This is a genomic window from Agromyces sp. SYSU T00194 (genome assembly GCF_040496035.1).
In the GTDB taxonomy this organism is placed as follows: domain Bacteria; phylum Actinomycetota; class Actinomycetes; order Actinomycetales; family Microbacteriaceae; genus Agromyces; species Agromyces chitinivorans.
The window spans coordinates 891044-910910 of sequence record NZ_JBEPJZ010000002.1; the positions used below are offsets into that span (position 1 = coordinate 891044).

At 72.1% G+C, this 19867-nt stretch carries 20 protein-coding genes; 9 read left to right on the plus strand and 11 right to left on the minus strand.

Annotation, left to right across the window (positions count from 1 at the left end):
• Positions 1–65: 65 nt before the first annotated feature.
• The 3 genes from ABZK10_RS16895 to ABZK10_RS16905 are packed head-to-tail and all read left to right on the plus strand — an operon-like array spanning position 66 to position 1881.
• Entirely contained in the window at positions 66–446 is a 381-nt protein-coding gene (locus ABZK10_RS16895; RefSeq protein WP_353810452.1) for a hypothetical protein, read from the plus strand.
• A 59-nt stretch (positions 447–505) separates the two neighbouring features.
• Complete coding sequence (locus ABZK10_RS16900; protein ID WP_353810453.1) at positions 506–883, plus strand: MarR family winged helix-turn-helix transcriptional regulator; 378 nt, start codon at positions 506–508, stop codon at positions 881–883.
• The gene (locus ABZK10_RS16905; protein ID WP_353810454.1) at positions 880–1881 is read left to right on the plus strand and encodes an IS481 family transposase; all 1002 of its coding nucleotides are present in this window, start codon (positions 880–882) and stop codon (positions 1879–1881) included. Before ABZK10_RS16900 ends, ABZK10_RS16905 begins: the two co-directional genes overlap by 4 nt.
• Positions 1882–1964: 83 nt before the next feature.
• Here the strand turns inward: ABZK10_RS16905 and phoH2 are convergent, their stop codons facing one another.
• From phoH2 to ABZK10_RS16920, 3 genes are all read right to left on the minus strand, one after another.
• Positions 1965–3335: an RNA 5'-3' helicase PhoH2 gene (gene phoH2 / locus ABZK10_RS16910; RefSeq protein WP_436408540.1), complete on the minus strand. Its 1371-nt coding sequence runs from the start codon at positions 3333–3335 to the stop codon at positions 1965–1967.
• A 259-nt stretch (positions 3336–3594) separates the two neighbouring features.
• The gene (locus ABZK10_RS16915) at positions 3595–4710 is read right to left on the minus strand and encodes an aminotransferase class V-fold PLP-dependent enzyme (RefSeq protein ID WP_353810455.1); all 1116 of its coding nucleotides are present in this window, start codon (positions 4708–4710) and stop codon (positions 3595–3597) included.
• 58 nt (positions 4711–4768) lie between these two features.
• Entirely contained in the window at positions 4769–5554 is a 786-nt protein-coding gene (locus ABZK10_RS16920; RefSeq protein ID WP_353810456.1) for an isoprenyl transferase, read from the minus strand.
• 96 nt (positions 5555–5650) lie between these two features.
• Here ABZK10_RS16920 and trhA point away from each other — a divergent pair, with 96 nt between their 5' ends.
• Positions 5651–6457, plus strand: a complete 807-nt coding sequence (trhA, locus tag ABZK10_RS16925; protein ID WP_353810457.1) for a PAQR family membrane homeostasis protein TrhA — start codon at positions 5651–5653, stop codon at positions 6455–6457.
• 31 nt (positions 6458–6488) lie between these two features.
• Here the strand turns inward: trhA and ABZK10_RS16930 are convergent, their stop codons facing one another.
• The gene (locus tag ABZK10_RS16930; protein WP_353810458.1) at positions 6489–6797 is read right to left on the minus strand and encodes a hypothetical protein; all 309 of its coding nucleotides are present in this window, start codon (positions 6795–6797) and stop codon (positions 6489–6491) included.
• A 63-nt stretch (positions 6798–6860) separates the two neighbouring features.
• Here ABZK10_RS16930 and ABZK10_RS16935 point away from each other — a divergent pair, with 63 nt between their 5' ends.
• Together ABZK10_RS16935 and greA are read left to right on the plus strand one after the other, a co-directional pair.
• Complete coding sequence (locus ABZK10_RS16935) at positions 6861–7262, plus strand: DUF4307 domain-containing protein (RefSeq protein ID WP_353810459.1); 402 nt, start codon at positions 6861–6863, stop codon at positions 7260–7262.
• Positions 7263–7318: 56 nt separating this feature from the next.
• Positions 7319–7810, plus strand: coding sequence for a transcription elongation factor GreA (greA, locus tag ABZK10_RS16940; protein ID WP_353810460.1), 492 nt, complete (start codon positions 7319–7321; stop codon positions 7808–7810).
• Positions 7811–7874: 64 nt separating this feature from the next.
• Here the strand turns inward: greA and ilvA are convergent, their stop codons facing one another.
• Positions 7875–9176, minus strand: a complete 1302-nt coding sequence (gene ilvA / locus ABZK10_RS16945) for a threonine ammonia-lyase (protein ID WP_436408548.1) — start codon at positions 9174–9176, stop codon at positions 7875–7877.
• Positions 9177–9178: 2 nt separating this feature from the next.
• On the minus strand, positions 9179–10399 hold the full coding sequence (locus ABZK10_RS16950; RefSeq protein ID WP_353810462.1) for an AI-2E family transporter: 1221 nt from the start codon (positions 10397–10399) through the stop codon (positions 9179–9181).
• An 86-nt stretch (positions 10400–10485) separates the two neighbouring features.
• On the opposite strand from ABZK10_RS16950, the gene ABZK10_RS16955 reads away from it, so the two are divergent.
• Positions 10486–11694 carry a winged helix-turn-helix domain-containing protein gene (locus tag ABZK10_RS16955; RefSeq protein WP_353810463.1) on the plus strand — a complete coding sequence of 403 codons (1209 nt, stop codon included), beginning with the start codon at positions 10486–10488 and terminating at the stop codon, positions 11692–11694.
• A 188-nt stretch (positions 11695–11882) separates the two neighbouring features.
• Here the strand turns inward: ABZK10_RS16955 and ABZK10_RS16960 are convergent, their stop codons facing one another.
• The 5 genes from ABZK10_RS16960 to ABZK10_RS16980 form a co-directional block, all read right to left on the minus strand.
• Positions 11883–12755: a M48 family metallopeptidase gene (locus tag ABZK10_RS16960; RefSeq protein ID WP_353810464.1), complete on the minus strand. Its 873-nt coding sequence runs from the start codon at positions 12753–12755 to the stop codon at positions 11883–11885.
• Between the two features lie 13 nt (positions 12756–12768).
• Positions 12769–13335, minus strand: a complete 567-nt coding sequence (locus tag ABZK10_RS16965; protein ID WP_353810465.1) for a LemA family protein — start codon at positions 13333–13335, stop codon at positions 12769–12771.
• Between the two features lie 119 nt (positions 13336–13454).
• Positions 13455–14768, minus strand: coding sequence for a D-arabinono-1,4-lactone oxidase (locus tag ABZK10_RS16970; RefSeq protein ID WP_353810466.1), 1314 nt, complete (start codon positions 14766–14768; stop codon positions 13455–13457).
• Entirely contained in the window at positions 14765–15997 is a 1233-nt protein-coding gene (locus ABZK10_RS16975; protein ID WP_353810467.1) for an alanine racemase, read from the minus strand. The genes ABZK10_RS16970 and ABZK10_RS16975 overlap by 4 nt, the downstream gene beginning before the upstream one ends.
• Entirely contained in the window at positions 15994–16659 is a 666-nt protein-coding gene (locus tag ABZK10_RS16980; RefSeq protein ID WP_353810468.1) for a TetR/AcrR family transcriptional regulator, read from the minus strand. The genes ABZK10_RS16975 and ABZK10_RS16980 overlap by 4 nt, the downstream gene beginning before the upstream one ends.
• 123 nt (positions 16660–16782) lie before the next feature.
• On the opposite strand from ABZK10_RS16980, the gene ABZK10_RS16985 reads away from it, so the two are divergent.
• Both ABZK10_RS16985 and ABZK10_RS16990 read left to right on the plus strand, forming a co-directional pair.
• Positions 16783–18909 (plus strand): Ig-like domain-containing protein, encoded by a 2127-nt coding sequence (locus ABZK10_RS16985; protein WP_353810469.1) that lies wholly within the window; start codon positions 16783–16785, stop codon positions 18907–18909.
• A gap of 9 nt (positions 18910–18918) precedes the next feature.
• A complete protein-coding gene (locus ABZK10_RS16990) occupies positions 18919–19845 on the plus strand; it encodes a Ppx/GppA phosphatase family protein (protein ID WP_353810470.1) in 927 nt (308 codons plus the stop codon).
• Positions 19846–19867 lie beyond the last annotated feature (22 nt).

Genomic DNA, 19867 nt, shown 5'->3' on the forward strand with positions numbered 1-19867 from the left:
GTTGTTGGCCAGGAGGTTCTTGACGTGAACGCGCCAGATATATGCGATTCGCATACACTGTGTTCATGGAATCAGTCCTAGAAAAGGCCATCAACGAATGGCATGCGGCAGTGAACTCTGGTGATCTACGTCGTTCGGCGGAGGCTGTCGGTGATCCGATCGTCGTGCTAGGGCCGAAGGGCGCGGGACCGATCTCGTCGGACCAGTTCGCTGATTGGGTTGAGCGCTCTGGGATCCGGCTCGTCCCGCGCTCGTGGCATCCGATCAGTGACCGGCTGATGGTGGTCGAGGAAGACGCGACATGGCCTGAGAATCAGACACCCACGCGTGTGGCGACGGTGTTCCGCGTAACGGACGGGAGGGCCACTGCTGCGCTCCGGTTGCCTGATCTGAGGTCGGCGCTGGATTTGGCATACATCTGTCGCGAGATGGCCGCAACAGAATGAGCGCGCCAGGGCCGGGGCAGCTTCTCTTCGGTTTCGTGCGGCATTGGTCACGTCGTTCCATGGCTGGCGATGCCTCCATCGCTGAACAGGGGCGGCTGGTCTTGGCAACGGAGGCCGTGGCTGCCCTGGTCGGGCGCGAGGAGCCTGCGACAGTGAATGCGGTTGCGGACGAGATCGGCATCGATCAGAGCGGCGCGTCGCGCCTGGTCAAGAGCGCAGTCGACGCCGGCTACGTGACGCTGGTGACCAACCCAACCGATGGTCGTAGGCGTGAGGTCGCTGTCACTCCCCGCGGACGCGCTGTCCTGCGGCAGGCTCACGCATGGCAGGAACGGGTGTTCGACGAGTTGACGACAGGATGGACCCATCAGCGGCGCGTCGACTTCCAGACGGCGATGGCCGACCTCATTGCACGGTCCCACACGATCAGCGGATGAGTCATGCCAATGCACCGTTGACGGTCGAAGGCCGTCGTCGACTGGTGGAGCGGTGTCGGACACGCCCGATCGCGCACGTCGCCGCGGAGATGGGAGTCTCCCGCGCGACAGCGTCGAAATGGGTGAACCGGCACCGACAGTTTGGCGAGATCGGCCTGCAGGACCGTTCCTCAACGCCGCTGCGCCAGCCAACCGCGACCGACGGCACGCTCGTTGCGCAGATCGAGCGGATGCGCCGTGACTTCAAATGGTCGGCATCGAGAATCGAGTTCGAGCTGGCGAAGGAAGGCGTCGTCATCAGCCGCCGCACGGTCACGCGCGTCCTAGCGCAGCTCGGGCTGAACCGGCGCAGGTTCATCGACCCGAGCGGGGAGCCCGACCGCGAACCACAGCGCATCATCGCCCAACGTCCCGGGCACATGATCCATATCGACGTCAAGAAGGTCGGACGCATCCCCGACGGCGGCGGCTGGCGCGTTCATGGACGAGGCAGCGCGCAGGCCCGAGCCGTCGAACGAACGAAGCAGCGCGGCGCCCGCGCAAGCTACGTCTACCTCCACTCCGCCATCGACGGACATACCCGCCTCGCCTACACCGAGGCTCTCGACGACGAAAAGGGCGCTACCGCGGCCGAGTTCCTTGACCGGGCGAAAGAGTGGTTCGCCGCGCACGGGATCACCTCGATAGAACGCGTCGTCACGGACAATGGCGCCTGCTACCGCGCGAAGGTCTTCGCCGAGACCGTCAGGCCCGCACGGCATCAGCGCATCACGCCCTACACGCCGCGCCACAACGGGAAAGTCGAGCGCTACAACCGGATCCTCGCGGAGGACTTCCTCTACGCCCGCACCTGGCGCTCAGAACAAGAGCGTGCAGACGCGCTGGTGCTCTGGAACCTGCACTACAACTATCACCGACCACACGGAGCACACGGCGGAAGCCCGCCCGCTGCCATCACCCCGGCCAGCGTCAACAACGTCCTGGCCTCCTACACCTAGCCGGCAGCCGCAGACGACGCGAGGCGCCCCCGCATCAGGAGCGGGGGCGCCTCGTCGTTGCCGGGGCCGAACGGATGCCGGGCCTACGGCAGGTCGTTCCCGTCGAGCATCTCCGACACGAGCGCGGCGATGGCCGACCGCTCCGAGCGGGTGAGGGTGACGTGCCCGAACAGCGGGTGCCCCTTCAGCGTCTCGATGACGGATGCGACGCCGTCGTGCCGTCCCACCCGCAGGTTGTCGCGCTGGGCGACGTCGTGGGTGAGCACGACCCGCGAGTTCTGGCCGATGCGCGAGAGCATCGTCAGCAGCACGTTGCGCTCGAGCGACTGGGCCTCGTCGACGATCACGAACGCGTCGTGCAGCGATCGGCCCCGGATGTGCGTGAGCGGCAGCACCTCGAGGATGCCCCGCTCGACGACCTCGTCGAGCACGTTCTGCGAGACGAGCGCGCCGAGCGTGTCGAACACGGCCTGGCCCCACGGGTTCATCTTCTCGCCCTGGTCGCCCGGCAGGTAGCCGAGCTCCTGGCCGCCGACGGCGTACAGCGGGCGGAAGACCATGATCTTCTTGTGCTGCTGCCGCTCGAGCACGGCCTCGAGGCCCGCACAGAGCGCGAGCGCCGACTTGCCGGTGCCGGCGCGGCCGCCGAGCGAGAGGATGCCGACCTCGGGGTCGAGCAGCAGGTCGATCGCGAGCCGCTGTTCGGCCGAGCGGCCGTGCACGCCGAACACGTCGCGGTCGCCGCGGACGAGGCGCATCGAGCGCTCCCCCGTGACGCGGGCGAGCGCCGAGCCCCGCTCGGACTGCACGACCAGGCCGGTGTTCATCGGGAGTCCCTCGACGAGGTCGCTGTCGAGCGTCTCGTGCTCGTAGAGCAGGGCCATGTCGTCGCCGCCGAGCGCGATCTCGGACATGCCGGTCCAGCCGGAGTCGACCGCGAGCTCGTGGCGGTACTCCTCCGCGTCGATGCCGATCGAGGCGGCCTTCACGCGCAGCGGGAGGTCCTTGGACACCACGGTGACGGCGACGCCGTCGTTGGCGAGGTTCATCGCGCACGCGAGGATGCGGGAGTCGTTGTCGCCGAGGCGCAGGCCGCTCGGGAGCACGGTCGGGTTGGAGTGGTTCAGCTCGACGCGGAGCGAGCCGCCGTCACCGACCGGGATGGGGAAGTCCAGCCGCTCGTGCTCGACGCGGAGCTCGTCGAGGATGCGCAGCGCCTGACGTGCGAAGTAGCCGATCTCCGGGTCGTGGCGCTTGGCCTCCAGCTCGGTGATGACGACCACCGGCAGGATGACCGCGTGCTCCGCGAAGCGGAACAGCGCCCTCGGATCGGACAGCAGGACGGAGGTGTCCAGGACGAAGGACCGTTCCGCCTGTGGGATCTTCGCGTCCCGGGCCCGCTCGGCCCGGCTCGTCGGCTGTGTGGTGGACTTCGGTGTTTCGAGTGAGGTCACAACCGCTCCCACTCCGAGCTGCAGCTCGGCTCTTGCGAGCCGGCCACGCAGCTTCGGTTCGAGTCGTACGCGGCCGCCTCGACCAGGCGCCTTGCCTGATGTCTCCGACGGTACGTCCGACCCCCGACGGCGGAGGTAACCGACACGCGGAACGAAACGCGCCCGTCACGCGATCGACGCCTGCGCGTTGCCTGCGGGTCCCGAACCGGACCGCACCGGATCGGTACCCCGCCTCGATGCCGCCCGGCAGCGGGCCGGCTCAGAACCCGGTCGTCGAGAACGACACGAGCGCGGCGCGCAGCATGTCGAGGGTCTCCTCGTTCGTGCCGGCGTGGATCGACAGGCGCACCGTGCCGAGCCGGGTGGTCGCCGTGACGCCGTGGTTGTGCAGCGCGGCGGTCAGGGCGCTCAGCCGCTCGGGCTCGGGCTCGAGCACCACGATGCCGGCGCGCTCCCGCTCGTCGCGCGACGACGCGAGCGGCACCGCGAAGTCGTCGGCGAGGTCGATCACGTCGCTGACCCGGCGTGCGATCGACGCCTGGATCTCCGCCACGCCGACTTCGGCGATCTCCTCGAGGGCAGCGGCGAGGCGCGACTCCGCGATCGGGTCGGGTGACGACGTGCGATAGGCGCGGGCGCCGGATGCCGGTGGCGGCACCTCGCCCCACACCTCGTCGGCGTCCGTGCCGGTGTATCCCGAGAACACGGGCACGAGCAGCTCCTCCGCACGCTCCGACAGGGCGAGGAAGCCGGTGCCCCAGCCCGCACGGCACCACTTCTGGCCGCCGGACGCGATGACGTCGGCGTGCTCCCACGGGACGTCCACGACCCCGAAGCCCTGGATGGCGTCGACGATGAGCAGGCGGTCGCCGATGACCTGGCGGATGCCCTCGAGGTCGGCCAGGTACCCGGTGCGCGCGTCGACGAGGCTCACCGCGACGGCGACGGTGTTGTCGGCAAGCTGCTCGCGGACGGTGCCGGGCGTGACCCGCCCGTGGTCGGTCGCGAGCCACGCGGGCTGCACGGTGTGCAGCGCCTCCTGGGCCCGCACGGCGGAGATCGGCAGGCTCGGGAACTCGTCGGGCGAGAGCAGCACCTGACCGGTCAGGCCGAACATGGCGTGCAGCAGCCCGGACGTCGTGTTGGGCTGGAAGCCGATGCGCTCGACGTCGAACCCGGTCAGCGCGGCGACGGCCTCGCGCAGCCGCAGGTCCTGGTCGTCGAGCACGTCGAGGCTGCCGTGCCGTGCCCGGCGCAGGAAGTCGGCGAAGACGTTGCCCTCCTCGAGCACCACCCGCGAGAGCGGTCCGAAGCGCCCGTAGTCCAGGTAGCCGGGCTCCTCGTCGAAGCCCTCGATGTAGCGGTCGAGACTCACGTGGTCTCCCCCTCTCCGCCGCTCATTCTGGCAGAGCACCGCGCCGCGCGGGCAGGCCTCATCCGCCGAACCGCCGCTGACGGCTCGCGAAGTCGCGCACGGCGCGCAGGAAGTCGATGCGCCGCAGGTCGGGGCCGAGCGCCTCCACGAAGTAGAACTCGCTGTGCGCGGCCTGCCACAGCATGAAGTCGCTGAGGCGCTGCTCACCCGAGGTGCGGATGACCAGGTCGGGGTCGGGCTGCCCGCCCGTGTAGAGGTGCTGGCCGATCAGGTCGGGGGTGAGCGACTCCGCCAGGTCCTCGAGGCTGCGCCCCTCGGCGTGGTGCGAGGCCACGATCGAGCGCATCGCGTCGGTGATCTCGCGGCGGCCGCCGTAGCCGACGGCGAGGTTCACGTGCAGCCCGGAGCGACCCGCGGTACGCGCCTCGGCGGCCCCGAGCGCAGCCACCAGCGGCTCGGGCAGCCCCTCGCGCGAGCCGACGTGCTGCACGCGCCAGTCGCGGTACCGGGAGACCTCGTCGGCGAGGTCGGCGATGATCTCGACGAGGTCGCTCAGCTCGTCGTCCGAGCGGTTGCCGAGGTTGTCGGCCGAGAGCAGGTAGAGCGTGACCACCTGGATGCCGAGGTCGTCGCACCACTCGAGGAACTCGCGCATCTTCGCGGCGCCCGCGCGATGCCCGTGCGCCGCCGTCTCGTAGCCGAGCTGCTTCGCCCAGCGGCGGTTCCCGTCGATGATCATCGCCACGTGGTGCGGCAGCGTCATCGACTCCAGTTCCCGCTGCAGTCGGTTCGCGTACAACCGGTAGAGGATGCCGCGGTCGTTCGATCGGTCCCGCTTCTGCACGGACCTACCGTACTCCCGACCGGCCGCGCGTCGCGGCCACGCGATCCTGCCCACACTCCCAGCTTCCCGGCATACGTGCTGTCCTACGCTTGCTGCATGACCCCGCAGCAGACCGGCCGGCCCGAAGACGTCGCCGAGCACCTCCACCACCCGGCGCAGGAGCTCGATGCCTCCGACCGGGCGGTCGCCGCGGACGAGCAGCGCGATCCGCACCTGCCGAACATCCCGCTCCTCGACGCGTCCGTCGCCAATCCGGCGGAGATCCGCCCCACATGGCGCGGCTGGATCCACGCCGGCACCTTCCCGGTCGCGATCGCCGCGGGCATCGTGCTGATCTCCCTCGCGCAGGGCGCCCCCGCGAAGTGGGCGTCGGCGGTCTTCATGCTCACGTCGCTGCTGCTGTTCGGCAACTCGGCGCTGTACCACCGGTTCGACTGGTCGCCGAAGGTCAAGGTCATCCTGAAGCGCATCGACCACGCGAACATCTTCCTGCTCATCGCCGGCACGTACACGCCGCTGTCGATCCTCGCGCTCCCGCCCGAGAAGGGCTGGCTGCTGCTCGGGATCGTCTGGGGCGGCGCCCTGCTCGGCATCGGCTTCCGGGTGTTCTGGATCACCGCGCCGCGCTGGCTGTACGTGCCGATCTACCTGCTGCTCGGCTGGGCGGCGGTCATGTTCCTCGGCGACCTGCTCGAGGCGAGCGTCGCGATGATGGTGCTCGTCACGGTCGGCGGCGTGCTCTACACGCTCGGCGCCGTCGTCTACGCGCTCAAGAAGCCGAACCCGTGGCCCGGCCACTTCGGCTTCCACGAGATCTTCCACGTGTTCACCGTGCTGGCGTTCCTCTGCCACTGGACGGCGACGCTGCTCATCGCCCTCGCGCCCGCCTACCACGCGGGCTGAGCCCGCGCGGGCGAGCCCGCGGGCTGACGCGTCAGCCGCGCGAGTCGTCGGGCCGGTCGGTCGAGGGCTCGCCGGAGGCATCCGTCGACTCGCCCGGCTCTCCCGCGTTCGCGGCGGCCTCGGCCTCGGCGGCGAGCTGCTCCGCCTCGAGCCGCTCACGGATCTCGTCGCGGTAGGTGGTGCGACGGATGCGGCGGACCATGTCCATCGCGAGCAGGATGACCGCGATCATCACCACGAAGATGGCGATGAAGCCGAGCGGACCGGGCGTCACCGAGTTCGGGTCGAACTCCTCCTCGGCCGTGCGAACGAGGAGCACCGCGACGGCGGAGAACGGCATGGACGACCCTTCGATCACGGGAGTTTAGGCTGGTTCCAGCGTAATCGATCGAGAGGAGCGCACGTGGCCGACGAGGTGCTCGCCGAACGGTACGGGCGCACCCGCACCTCGAAGCGGCGCGAGCGCACCATCCTCGTCGTGGTGGCCGCGGCATTCGCCGTGGTGTTCGTCGCGTGGGTCGTCTGGGCCGGGCTCGACGGCACCCGCCCGACCCTCGAGGTGACCGACACGGGGCACCGCCTGCTCGCCGACGAGCGGGCCGTCGAGGTGCGCTGGGACCTCGCGGCGCCGGTCGGCAGCACGACCGCGTGCGTCGTGCAGGCACTCAACGAGGACTTCGTCGTCGTGGGCTGGAAGGTCGTCGAGATCCCGGCCTCCGACGAGTACACCCGCACCTTCACCGAGACCGTCCGCACCGCACAGGAGGCCAACACCGGTTTGATCTACCGGTGCTGGCTGACCTAGAATCAATGATTCGCCCCGGCACTCGTCGGGGCGCGACGTGTATCTGGAGGAGAACCATGGCGCAGGACGCTACGGTCACCTGGCTCACCCAGGACGCCTACGACCGCCTGGCCGGCGAGCTCGAGCACCTCAGCACCGCCGGTCGCGACGAGATCGCGAAGCGGATCGAGGCTGCCCGTGAGGAGGGCGACCTCAAGGAGAACGGCGGCTACCACGCCGCGAAGGACGAGCAGGGCAAGCAGGAGGCGCGCATCCGCCAGCTCACCGCGCTGCTGCGCAGCGCGCAGGTCGGCGAGGCCCCCGAGTCGCACGGCGTCGTCGAGGCCGGCACGGTCGTCACCGCCACCATCGCGGGTGACAGCGAGCGGTTCCTCGTCGGCAACCGCGAGATCGCGGGCGACTCCGAGCTCGACGTGTACAGCCCGCAGAGCCCGCTCGGCGAGGCCATCCTCGGCCTGAAGGTCGGCGACTCGACCACCTACACCGCTCCCAACGGGCGCGAGATCACGGTGAAGGTCACCGACGTGGCCACCTGGGACGGCAAGTAGCCCGACCCGCAGTTCGCGCGCGACGCCCCCGCCACGACGGCGGGGGCGTCGTCGTCCGCCGGGCTCAGTCCCCCACGACCGGGTCGTACCCGGCCTCGCGCAGGATGCGCAGCACGTGCGCGCTGTGGTCGGGGCCGCGGGTCTCGACCGACATCTTCAGGGCGACCTCGGTGATCATGAGGTCGGACCCGTGGCGGGTGTGCAGCACCTCGACGACGTTCGCGTTCGCCTCGGCGATGAGCTCGGCGATGCGGGCGAGCTGACCCGGGCGGTCGGGCAGGCCGATCGTGAGCGTCAGGTAGCGGCCGGATGCCGCGAGGCCGTGCGCGACCACGCGCTGCATGAGCAGCGGATCGATGTTGCCGCCCGACAGGAGCGCGACCGTCGGCCCCGATCCGACCACCTGGCCCGACAGGATGGCGGCGACCGAGACCGCGCCGGCGGGCTCCACCACGAGCTTCGCGCGCTCGAGCAGCACGAGCAGCGCGCGTGCGATGTCGTCGTCGGAGACCGTGACGACCTCGTCCACCGCCTCGCGGATGATGTCGAAGTTCAGCACGCCCGGACGGTAGACGGCGATGCCGTCGGCGATCGTCGGCACCACCGGCACGGGGACCGGCTCCCCCGCCGCCAGCGAGGGCACGTACGGTGCCGCGTTGCGCGCCTGCACGCCGATCACCCGGATCGTGCGCCCGAGCTCGGCAGCGCGCTGCTTCGCGGCGCTGGCGACGCCGGAGGCGAGCCCCCCGCCGCCGATCGGCACGATGATGGTCTCGACGTCGGGCGCCTGCTCGAGGATCTCGAGGCCGAGGGTGCCCTGCCCGGCGATCACGTCGGGGTGGTCGTACGGGGGGATGACGACGGCGCCGGTCTCACGGGCGAAGGCGGATGCCGCGGCGAGCGTCTCGGCGATCTCCCCGCCCTCGAGCACGACGTCGGCGCCGTACGCCTTGGTCGCCTCGAGCTTCGGCAGCGCGACGCCGACCGGCATGAAGATCGTGGCGCGGATGCCGAGCTCACGGGCCGCGTAGGCGACGCCCTGGGCGTGGTTGCCGGCCGATGCGGCCACGACGCCGCGCGCCTGCTCCTCGGGCGTCAGCTGGGAGATGCGGTGGTACGCGCCGCGGAGCTTGTACGACCCCGTGCGCTGCAGGTTCTCGCACTTCAGGTGCACGTCGACGCCGAGCCGCGCCGCGAGGAAGCGGGAGGTCTCCATGGGCGTGCGCCGGGCCACCCTGCTCACCTGCGCCGCGGCGGCCTCGAACGCGGCGAGGTCGGGGCCGGGGAAGCGCGCCCCCGTGGCATCCGCCTGCTCGTCGTGCCCTTCGGCCGCGTGCACCGGGCCGTCGCGATGGTCGACGGGCATGGTCATTTCGTGTTCCGCTTCCTTCGAGTGAATCCCCGCACCTCCTGCGGCACGGTCGTCCACAGCGGCGACCGGATCGTGGCGGGCGGGGGAGCCTGATTCTTCCACACGCCGCTGGACACGTAGAGCACCATGACGTTGGCCACGGCTGCGACCGGCACCGCGAACAGGGCTCCGGGGATGCCCGCGAGCAGCGACCCGGTGGCGACCGCGACGACGACGCCGAGCGGATGCACCTTGACGGCGGTGCCCATGATGAGCGGCTGCAGCACGTGGCCCTCGATCTGCTGCACGAGCAGCACGACCCCGAGCATGAGCAGTGCGATGACCCAGCCGTTGTAGACCAGCGCGACGAACACCGCCAGCGCCCCGGTCACGATCGCGCCGACGAACGGCACGAACGAGCCGAGGAAGACGAGGATGCCGATGGGGATCGCGAGCGGCACGCCGAGCAGGAACGCGCCGGTGGCGATGCCGATCGCATCGATGGTCGCGACCAGGATCTGCACCCGCACGAAGTTGCGCAGCGTCGACCAGCCGGCCTCCCCCGCACCGTTGACCGCGGCACGCGCGCGCCGCGGCATGACGCTCACGAGCCAGTTCCAGATGCCGCGCCCGTCGATCAGGATGAACAGCGTCGCGAACAGCGCGAGCAGCATGCCCGCGAGGAAATGCCCGAGCGTGCTGCCGACCGACAGCGCGCCCGAGATGAAGATGCCGCTGTCCTCCTGGGCCGTCTGCACGATCTGGGCGATGAAGTCGTCGATCTGCTGCTGCGTGATGTGGAACGGCCCGGAGAGCAGCCAGTCCTGCAGGTCGGTCCAGGCGACGGCGGTCTGCGCGGCGAGCTCGTCGAACCCGCGCACGATCTGGCTGATGCCGAGCGTCAGCAGGCCCGCCACGACCGCGAGGGTGCCGAGCATCGCGACGGTGACCGCCAGCCACTTGGGCCAGCGGTGGTGCATGAGCCACTGCACGAAGGGCACGAGCAGCGCGCCGAGCAGCACCGCCACGAGCAGCGGGATGACGATGAGCCGCAGCTGGATGATCAGGAAGATGACGACGGCGAGCACGGCGCCGACGAGCAGCAGGCGCCACGACCAGGCCGCGGCGAGACGCATCGCGGGCGGGATCGACTCCTCGATCTCCGGTGTCTCGGGCACGTCTGCATCGCGCTTGCGTCCGAACATCGACCCCCACCGGCTTCCCCGCGCATCCGCCATCGCCTCAGTCTATGACCGGTGCATGTCGGCGGGCGCATGGAAGCGGACCCCCCGATGTGGGTGGTGACCGGTACGCTCACGGCATCATGGTCGACTCCGTCTCGCCGGCGCTCGCGCGCCGCATCGCGCTCGCCGCGCAGGGCTTCGGCCGCCCGCGGCCCGACGCACCCGGCACCCGGCAGCTGCGCAGCGTGGTCGACCGGCTCGGGCTGCTCCAGATCGACTCGGTCAACGTGTTCGAGCGCAGCCACTACCTGCCGGCGCTCAGCCGACTCGGCCCGTACGACCGTGCCGGCCTCGACCGGCTCTCCCACGGCCGTCGCGGCCGGCTCGTCGAGTACTGGGCGCACCAGGCCGCGTTCGTGCCGCGCGAGCTGTGGCCGCACTTCGGGTTCCGTCGCGCCGCGTACCTCGAGAAGGGCAGCGACTGGGGCGGGTACGTCACGGAGAACCGGTCGCTGTCGGACTGGCTGCTCGACGAGCTGCGCGCGAACGGCCCGATGCGGGCGAGCGAGATCGAGCACGACGCCAACGAGCGGCGCGGGCCGTGGTGGGGCTGGTCCGACGTCAAGCGCACGCTCGAGTGGATGTTCCGCACCGGCGAGGTCGTGTGCGTCGAGCGGGTGCGGTTCGAGCGCGTCTACGCGCTGCCCGAACAGGCGCTGCCGGGCGAGCTGCTCGACGCGTCGCCGCCGGAGGACGAGCAGGTGCGCGTGCTCGTCGAGCGTGCCGCATCCGCCCTCGGCATCGCCACCGAGGCCGACCTCGCCGACTACTGGCGCATGCTGCAGGCCCGGGTGAAGCCCGCGATCCGCGAGCTGGCCGACGCCGGGGTGCTGCTGCCGGTGACCGTGCCCGGCTGGGGCGTGAACGGGCGGCCCGGCCGCGCCTGGCTGCACGCCGACGCGCGCCGTCCGCGTCGCGTGGAGGCGGCGGCGCTGCTGTCGCCGTTCGACCCGGTGGTGTGGTTCCGGCCGCGCACCGAGCGGCTGTTCGACTTCCACTACCGCATCGAGATCTACACGCCCGAGCCCGAGCGCGTGTTCGGCTACTACTCGCTGCCGTTGCTGGTCGACGAGCAGGTCGTCGGCCGCGTCGACCTCAAGGCCGACCGCAAGGCGGGCGTGCTGCGGGTGCAGTCGGCATGGGCCGAAGCGGATGCCCCCGAGGAGACCGCCGCCCGCCTCGTGCCGCTGCTGCGCGACGCCGCCGCCTGGCAGGGCCTCGACGGAATCGCGGTCACCGGCCGCGGCACGCTCGCGCCCGCGGTGGCATCCGAGCTCGCCCGCGCCTAGCCTCCCCTCCCGCCCGCGCCTGACCCCCGCCCGCGCCTCCGGCCTTCGCCCGCGCCCGCCCGAGGGCCACTTCTCGCTTGAGGGCGATTCCTTGGCCCGAGGGCTGAAGCTTCAGCCCTCAGCCCCAGAAATGGCACTCAAGCGCAGCCCAACTCCCGCGAGAGCGCAGGGAATCGACGCGTCTGGAACTAGAACGAGCCGCCCATGGTGCGCAGGCGCTCGACCCGCTCGGGAATCGGCGGGTGCGTCGCGAAGAGGCGGTCGATGACGCCGGGCTTCATCGGGTCGGCGATCCAGAGGTGCGCCATCGAGGAGTTCTGCTTGCGCATGGGCCGGCCGTAGGCGCCGAGCTTCTCGAGGGCGCGAGCGAGGGCCTCGGGGTGACGGGTGGTCATCGCGCCGGTGGCGTCGGCGAGGTACTCGCGCTGCCGGGAGACGGCCAGCTGGACGACCGTGGCGACGATCGGGGCGATCAGCATCGCGACGAGGCCGACGACGAAGACGATCGGGTTCTGGTTGTTGCCGCGACCGAAGAACGCCATGCGGATGAACATGTCGGCGATGAAGCCCACGGCGACGACGAGCCCGAACACGATCATCGAGACGCGGATGTCGTAGTTGCGCACGTGGCCCAGCTCGTGCGCCATGACGCCCTCGAGCTCGGAGTCGTCCATGATGTCGAGCAGCCCCGTGGTGGCCGCGACGATGGCGTGCTCCGGGTCGCGCCCGGTCGCGAACGCGTTCGGCGCCGGGTCGTTCACGATGTAGACCTTCGGCATGGGCGTGCCGGTCGCGATCGACAGGTTCTCGACCGTGCGCCAGAGGCGCGGGTGATCGGCCTTCGAGCGCACCTGCACGGCGCCCGACATCGACAGCGCCTGCCGGTCGGCCATGAAGTACTGGAACACGGCGTAGCCGATCGAGAACAGCACCGTCCAGACGAGGATCGCCCAGCTCTGGTACACGTATGCGGCCAGCCATCCGAGCCCGCCGATGATGGCGAGGAACAGGATGATGATGAAGACGGTGTTGCGCTTGTTCTTCGCGATCGCGCGGTACATCTACGCCCGGCGCCTAGAACTGCACGCGAGGGGGCTCGGCGATCGCCGCCGGCTCGTCGACCTCGAAGAACTCGCGCTCGTGGAACCCGAGGCCCCGCACGAACAGGGTGTTCGGGAAGACCTTGATCTTGGTGTTCAGCTCGCGCACGCCACCGTTGTAGAAGCGGCGCGCGGCCTGGATCTTGTCCTCGGTGTCGACGATCTCGGCCTGCAGCTGGAGGAAGTTCTGGCTCGCCTGCAGCTGCGGGTACGCCTCGGCGACCGCGAAGATCGACTTCAGCGCCTGCTGCATGTGGTTCTCGGCGGCGGATGCCTCGGCCGGGCCCTGCGCGGAGAGGGTCTCGGCGCGCGCCTTGGTGACGGCCTCGAACACGCCCTTCTCATGCGCGGCGTAGCCCTTGACCGTGTTGATCAGGTTCGGGAGCAGGTCGGCCCTGCGCTTGAGCTGGACCGTGATGTCGCTCCACGCCTCGTCGACGCGCACGTTCAGGGTGACCAGCGAGTTGTACGTCGCCCACAGGTAGATGCCCACGATGAGGACGATCGCGACGATGATGAGGACGGGGATCAGCCATTCCATGGCGATGTGCTCCTTGCGACATGCAAACGTGCGGAATGTGCACAATCCTACTCGGCGGGCTGTGCGCTACCTGTGGGCCTGCCCTGATTGTGGGCCGATTCCGAGCCCCGGAACGGGGCCTAGGTCCCGAGCACCCGATCGAGGTACGGATTCGCGAACCGGCGGTCGGGGTCGAGCCGGTCGCGCACCGCCAGGAAGTCGTCGAACCGGGGGTACGCCTGCCGGAGGTACGCGGCGTCGCGCGTGTGCATCTTGCCCCAGTGCGGGCGGCCGCCGTGGGCGACCATGATCTCCTCGACGGCCGCGAAGTACTCGGTCGGGTCCTCGCGGAAGTACCGGTGCACGGCGATGTATCCGGTGGGCCGCTCGTAGGCGGTCGACAGCCAGACGTCGTCGGGCGCGGCCGCGCGCACCTCGATCGGGAAGCTCACCCGCCAGCCGCGGCGCTCGATGAGCGAGCGCACCTCGCGGAAGGCCTCGGGCACCTGCGCGAGCGGCAGCGCGTACTCCATCTCGCGGAACCGCACGGCACGGCGCGAGGCGTAGACGTCGGCGGAGCGGTCGCTCCACTCGCGCGTGCCGAGCAGGCGCTCGACGACCTTCGCCACCGAGGGCGTGAGCGGCGGGGCGACGCGGCCCAGCACGCTCACGGCGCCGACCGCGCCGTTGGCGACGAGCTCGTCGTCGACGAAGCGGGCGAGCGGATGCTGCGGGCGGCGTTCCGCGTCGCCGGGCATCCGCGTGTTGGTCATCGTGAGCGCCGTCGAGGTGTGCGGGAACCAGTAGAACTCGAAGTGGTCGGCGGCCGCGACTCGCTCCTCCCACGACTCGAGCACCTCGTCCAGGGGCGCGGGCGCCTCGGACGCGTGGAGCACGAACTCGGGCACCAGGTCGATCGTGAGTTCGACGAGCACGCCGAGTGCGCCGAGGCCGAGCCGCACGGCGGGCAGCAGCTCGGGGTGCTCGTGCTCGTTCACGGTGAGCAGCTCGCCCGTGCCGGTGACGAGCCGGGCACCGGCGATGCGGGTGGCGAGTCCGCCGAAGGCGGCGCCGGTGCCGTGCGTGCCGGTGGAGGTCGCTCCGGCGATCGACTGCCGGTCGATGTCGCCGAGGTTCTGCATCGCGAGGCCGTGCGGCGCGAGCAGCGCGGGCACCCGGAACAGGCGCGTGCCGGCGAGCAGGGTCGCGCGCACGGCGGCCCGGTCGACGTCGACCAGGCCCGAGAGGTCGTCGAGGTCGAGCTGCACGTCGGGCGCCACGGCGATGCCGCTGAAGCTGTGGCTCGCGCCGACCGGCTTGATGCGCATGCCCGCTCGGCCCGCCGCCTGCACGGCGCGCTGCACCGCCTCGGGGGTCGCCGGGCGCTCGACGCGCTGCGGCCGCACGCGCTCGGTGCGGCCCCAGTTGCGCCAGGTGCCGCCGCTCGCGGTCACAGGAAGGTCTTCCCGTCGCCGCGGTAGGTGGCGACCTCGTCGACGACGGTGCCGGCGTGCACGACGCGGAGCACGTCGAGGTGCTCGCTGAGCTCCCCCGACTTCGCGTGGCGGAACCAGACGCGCTCGCCGGGTCGCAGGGCGGCCGCGGCGGCGCCCGTGACGGGCGTCTGCACCTCCCCCGCGCCCTCGCGCTCGATGAGCGACAGCCCCGCGGGGCGCACCGGCAGCGGCGAGCGGTCGGGTCCGGCGGGACCGGAGGCGATCCAGCCGCCGCCGAGCAGGGTGGCGTGGCGGCGGTCGGGTCGTCGCACGACGTCGAGGGCGAACGCCGACGCGGGCGCGGGCGTGAAGCCGGCGTACCCGTCGAAGTAGTGGCCGGCGAGCAGGCCGCTGCCCGCGGCGAGCTCGGTGATGGCCGGGTCGTCGGTCGTCAGCTCGAGCGAACCCGTGCCGCCGCCGTTCACGAAGCGCAGTTCCGCGTGCTGCGCCACCTCCGCCACCGCTGCCGTGCGCCGGGCGCGGAGCTCGGCCATGGAGCGCTCCCGCATCCAGCGGATGAACGCACCGGTCGGGCCGGATGCCCCGTCGGCGACGCCCGCGACCTGCGCCTCGTACGACATGACGCCGACGAGCCGGAACCCGGGCCGGGCCGCGATGCGCGCGGCGAGCTCGCCCGCCTGCGCGGGCGTGCGCACGGGCGAGCGCCGCACGCCGACGTGGCCGAGCCCGGCGACCCGCCACGAGGCGTCCAGCTCGAGGCAGACCTGCACGACCTCGCGCCGCGAGGGCGCGAGCACCTGGTCGATGACATCGAGCTGCGCCTCGGAGTCGACCATCAGCGTCACGCGGCGGGCCAGCTCGGGGTCGATGGCGAGCGAGCGGATCGCGGAGCGGTGCGCGGTCGGGTACCCGACGAGCACGTCGTCGATGGTGCTCGCGAGCCAGAGCGCCTCGGGGAGGGTGTAGGCCATGACGCCCTCGAAGCCGGGCACGGCGAGCAGCGACTCGATCACCGCCCGCGAGCGGATCGACTTCGTGGCCACGCGGATCGGCACGCCGTTCGCGCGCCGGAGCAGGTCTGCGGCGTTCCAGCGCAGCGCGTGGAGGTGGAGCGCTCCGAGCGGGGCGTCGAGTCCCGTCGTCGCGCCGTCGAGCTCCTCCGCGACGCGCACCGCATCGGGTCGGCGGCCGACGGCGTCGGGTCGGGGCGCGAGGTCGAAGGTCACTGGGGTGCTCCCGTCTCGGGCGAGGCGCCCGGTGCAGCGTGGGGGTCGGTGGGGCGGGCGGCGGCGGCGACCGTCTCGGCGAGCAGGTCGATGGCGGCCTCGGCGACCGCGTCGTCGCGGGTCACCAGCCAGGTCATGGTGATGCCGTCGGTCATGGCGACGACCAGCCCCGCGATGTCGGCGACCGGGCGGGTCCAGGTGACGCGGGCGCGTTCGGCCGCGACCTCGAGCGACGCCTCGGCGAGCTCGCGGTAGTGCGCGTACTGGCGGCGCGCGACGTCGTGCCGGGCCGGATCGCGCAGGGCGTGCTGGGTGAGCTCGAGCATCGCCTGCTCGGCGTCGGGGTCCTGCCTGAGGTGGTCGAGGTAGCGGCGGAGCCCGAGCCGCACGACCTCGCCGACGTCGGCGCCGGGGATCTCGGCGCCGGGAACCTCGGCGCCGGGGTTCTCGTCGCCGAGGATCGCGGCACCCTCGGCGCCCACGACGTGGGCGATGAGCGCGTCGACGAGCTCGTCGCGCGAGGCGAAGGCGTAATGGAAGCTGGCCAGGGACATGCCCGCCTCGGCGACGATGGCACGGGTGGTCGCCTGCGCGAGCCCCCGGCGGGCGACGACGCGCAGGGCGGCGCGAACGAGCGCGTCGCGGCGGTCCGCGGCCGACATCCGAGGCATCCGTCAGCTCCCCTCGACTGGGTCATCCGACCCAGTTCGGCCCAGTATGCCGCAATCCGGCGTCACCTGGCACCCGCGATCCACATGCGATGGGAGAATCGTCGTGGGGGACGCATGCACGTCGAGGGGCACCGCACCGCGGCCGACGTCGCCGCGTCCGTCGGCGTGCGCGGCGGAGGCCCACGCGCCACGGTACACGGCAGGCGGATGCCCCTGCGCCGGCGCATCGCGCTCGCCGCGTCCGCCCTCGCGCTGGCCGCCGCATCCGCCCTCGTCGCCGCTCCCGCGAGCGCCGCACCCGGCGACCCGCCCGGACTCACCCCCGCGATCGACGCACCCGCCGACGGCAGCCTCGTGCTCGACCGCACCGTGACCGTGACCGGCACCCGACCGGCCGGCGCCCAGGTCACGATCTCGAACCCGAGCGGCGGCGGACCGCTCTGCGTGGTGCCCGCGGAGCCGTCGACCGCGTGGTCGTGCCGTGTGACGCTGCCCGACGGGCCGAGCGTGCCCATCCGCGCCTCGACCGACACCGCGGCGGGCACCGCGTCCGACGAGATCACCGTCGCCGTGCTCGGGCCGCCGTTCGTGCGCGTGCCGTCGGGCGCGACCGACGGCACCGTCACCGGCCTCGCCTACCCCGGGGCCGAGGTGCACGTGTCCGACCAGACCGGCGGCTCCTGCGCCGCCACCGCGGGCACCTCCCGCGAGTGGTCGTGCGTGCTCGCCGGCGGCAGCGGCGCCGAGCGACAGGTGCGGGCCACCCAGTCCACGGGCTTCAGCGCACCCCGTCACTCGGCGGCGAGCGCGCCCATCGCGTACCGGGTCGACCAGTCGGCGCCCGCTGCGCCGTTCGTCGGCAGCCCGCGCGACGGCACGCGCCTGGCCACGGGCGCGACCACGGCACGGGGCGTGGGCGAGCCCGGCGCGGAGGTCACCCTGTACGAGGGCGGCGCGCAGCTGTGCTCGACCACCGTGGCGGGCGACGGTTCGTGGGCCTGCGCGATCCGATCGCTCGGCGACGGATCGCACGTGCTCACCGTGCTGCAGTCCGACGCGGTCGGCAACATCAGCCGGCCGTCGGCGCTGACCCTGCTCGTCGGCGACGGTGCGGTCGCCGAGGAGGTCGGCACGGGGGCGACGGATGATCCGGCCGCCGACGCGGACGGCGGGACGCGCGCGACCGACGGCGCCTCCAGCACGGACCCGACCGCGTCGCCGACCCCGCAGATCGTGGTCGCGGCCCCGTTCGTCGACGACGGGGCGCCCGCCGCCGCGAGCGACTGGAGTCGTGCGACCGGGCTCACGACCGCGCTGCCCAGCGCAGCGGCGACGAGCGCCCTCCCCTGGCTCGGAGCCCTGCTCGCGGCGGTCGTGGCGATCCTGGTCGTCGCACTGCCGGCGCGCCTCGTGCCCGCGGGGCCCGGTGCCGCCCGCACCGCGGCGCACGTCGCCGGGCGCCACCACCCCGCAGACGACTACGACCACACGCCGTCGGTGCCCGTCGGGCGCAGCGCGGCCATCGCCGCGTGCGTGGTCGGTGCGGCGCTGCTGTCGCTCATCACCACGCCCGTCGCGGGCCTCGCGACGGCCCTGCGGACGCTGCTGGCCATCACGATCGGGCTCGCGATCGTCAACCTCGTGGCATCCGTCGTACCGGCGCTCGTCATGCGCCGGGTGCCGCCCGCCCGGGCGCGCCCCGTCGCCGCTCCGTGGGGCCTGGTGCTCGTCGCCGTCGCCTCGTTCCTCGCCCGCGTGGTCGGGCTGGAGGCGATCGTGCTGTTCGGGGTCGTGACGGGCGTGCGCTTCGACGGCCACTCCCCCGCATCGGTGCGCGGGCTGGTCGCGGTGCTGCGCATCGCCGGCCTGCTCGCGCTGTCGGGGCTCGCCTGGATCGGCGTCGCCGCGCTCCCGTCGGGCACGGGCGCGACCCTCACCCTCGCCACCGAGGTGCTCACGGTCGTCACGCTCTCGGGCGCGACCTCGGCCGCGGCGCTGCTGGTGCCCCTGCCGCACTCGGCCGGACGCGCCGTGATGGACCGATCGCCCCTCGCCTGGGGGCTGCTCGCGCTCGTGACCGGGGTGCTCGTGGCCCTGCTCCTGTCGATGCGCTACGCCGAGTCGGCCCTGCCCGTCATCGCCCCCGCCATCGCGGCGGGCCTCGGGGTGGTCACCGCGGTGGCCGCGGGCGTGCGGCTGCGCCGGTGGGTCGCCGAGCGCCGGGAGGCCGCACCCCGATAGGGTCGCAGCATGCGACTGGGAGTGCTCGACGTCGGCTCCAACACCGTTCACCTGCTCGTGGTCGATGCGCATCGCGGCGCCGCGCCGGTGCCGAGCGCATCGCACAAGTCGGTGCTGCGGCTCATGCGGTACCTCGATGCCGACGGTGCCATCACGCAGGAGGGCGTCGACGCCATCCTCACGGCGATCCGCGGCGCCGTCGCGACCGCCGAGGAGGCGGGCGTGGAGGAGCTGCTTCCGCTGGCGACCTCGGCGCTGCGCGAGGCACGCAACGGCGAGGAGGTGCTCGCGCTCATCGAACGCGAGACCGGCGTCGAGCTGCGGGTGCTCTCGGGCGAGGACGAGGCGCGCATCACCTTCCTCGCCGTGCGCCGCTGGTACGGCTGGTCGGCCGAGCAGATCCTGCTGTTCGACATCGGCGGCGGGTCGCTCGAGATCGCCGCGGGCGGCGACGAGCAGCCCGAGGTGGCCATCTCGGTGCCGCTCGGCGCCGGACGTTCGACCATCGGCTTCCTGCCGCACGACCCGCCCACCGAGGACGAGCTCGACGCGCTGCGCGCCCACGCCGCCGAGGTGCTGGGCGAGGCGCGGGAGGCGTTCGCCGACCTGCCCGCGCCGGCGCACGTCGTCGGCTCGTCGAAGACGATCCGCTCGCTCGCCCGGCTCGCCGGATCGGTCGTCGACGGCATCGGCACGAACGAGCGGAGCCTGCTCCGTCGCAGCCAGCTCGACGACTGGGTGCCGCGTCTGGCGAAGATCCCCGCCGACGCGCGCACGGCGCTGCCCGGCATCACGGCAGACCGCACGTTCCAGATCGTCGCGGGCGGCGTCGTGCTCGCCGAGACCATGCGGGCGTTCGACGTGAAGGAGCTCGAGGTCTCGCCGTGGGCGCTCCGCGAGGGCGTGCTGCTGCGCTACCTCGACCTGCTCGCCTGAGTCGGCCTCGGGCGAGGGGCGA

What these genes read in the sequence shown, in the direction of transcription:
- trhA (WP_353810457.1), top strand. Translation starts at nt 5,651, where the DNA reads ATGACCCCGCAGCAGACCGGCCGGCCCGAAGACGTCGCCGAGCACCTC.
- ABZK10_RS16960 (WP_353810464.1), bottom strand. Translation starts at nt 12,755, where the DNA reads ATGTACCGCGCGATCGCGAAGAACAAGCGCAACACCGTCTTCATCATC.
- ABZK10_RS16965 (WP_353810465.1), bottom strand. Translation starts at nt 13,335, where the DNA reads ATGGAATGGCTGATCCCCGTCCTCATCATCGTCGCGATCGTCCTCATC.
- ABZK10_RS16980 (WP_353810468.1), bottom strand. Translation starts at nt 16,659, where the DNA reads ATGTCGGCCGCGGACCGCCGCGACGCGCTCGTTCGCGCCGCCCTGCGC.
- ABZK10_RS16955 (WP_353810463.1), top strand. Translation starts at nt 10,486, where the DNA reads ATGGTCGACTCCGTCTCGCCGGCGCTCGCGCGCCGCATCGCGCTCGCC.
- ilvA (WP_436408548.1), bottom strand. Translation starts at nt 9,176, where the DNA reads ATGCCCGTCGACCATCGCGACGGCCCGGTGCACGCGGCCGAAGGGCAC.
- ABZK10_RS16930 (WP_353810458.1), bottom strand. Translation starts at nt 6,797, where the DNA reads ATGCCGTTCTCCGCCGTCGCGGTGCTCCTCGTTCGCACGGCCGAGGAG.
- greA (WP_353810460.1), top strand. Translation starts at nt 7,319, where the DNA reads ATGGCGCAGGACGCTACGGTCACCTGGCTCACCCAGGACGCCTACGAC.
- ABZK10_RS16900 (WP_353810453.1), top strand. Translation starts at nt 506, where the DNA reads ATGGCTGGCGATGCCTCCATCGCTGAACAGGGGCGGCTGGTCTTGGCA.
- ABZK10_RS16950 (WP_353810462.1), bottom strand. Translation starts at nt 10,399, where the DNA reads ATGGCGGATGCGCGGGGAAGCCGGTGGGGGTCGATGTTCGGACGCAAG.
- ABZK10_RS16895 (WP_353810452.1), top strand. Translation starts at nt 66, where the DNA reads ATGGAATCAGTCCTAGAAAAGGCCATCAACGAATGGCATGCGGCAGTG.
- ABZK10_RS16905 (WP_353810454.1), top strand. Translation starts at nt 880, where the DNA reads ATGAGTCATGCCAATGCACCGTTGACGGTCGAAGGCCGTCGTCGACTG.
- ABZK10_RS16985 (WP_353810469.1), top strand. Translation starts at nt 16,783, where the DNA reads ATGCACGTCGAGGGGCACCGCACCGCGGCCGACGTCGCCGCGTCCGTC.
- ABZK10_RS16990 (WP_353810470.1), top strand. Translation starts at nt 18,919, where the DNA reads ATGCGACTGGGAGTGCTCGACGTCGGCTCCAACACCGTTCACCTGCTC.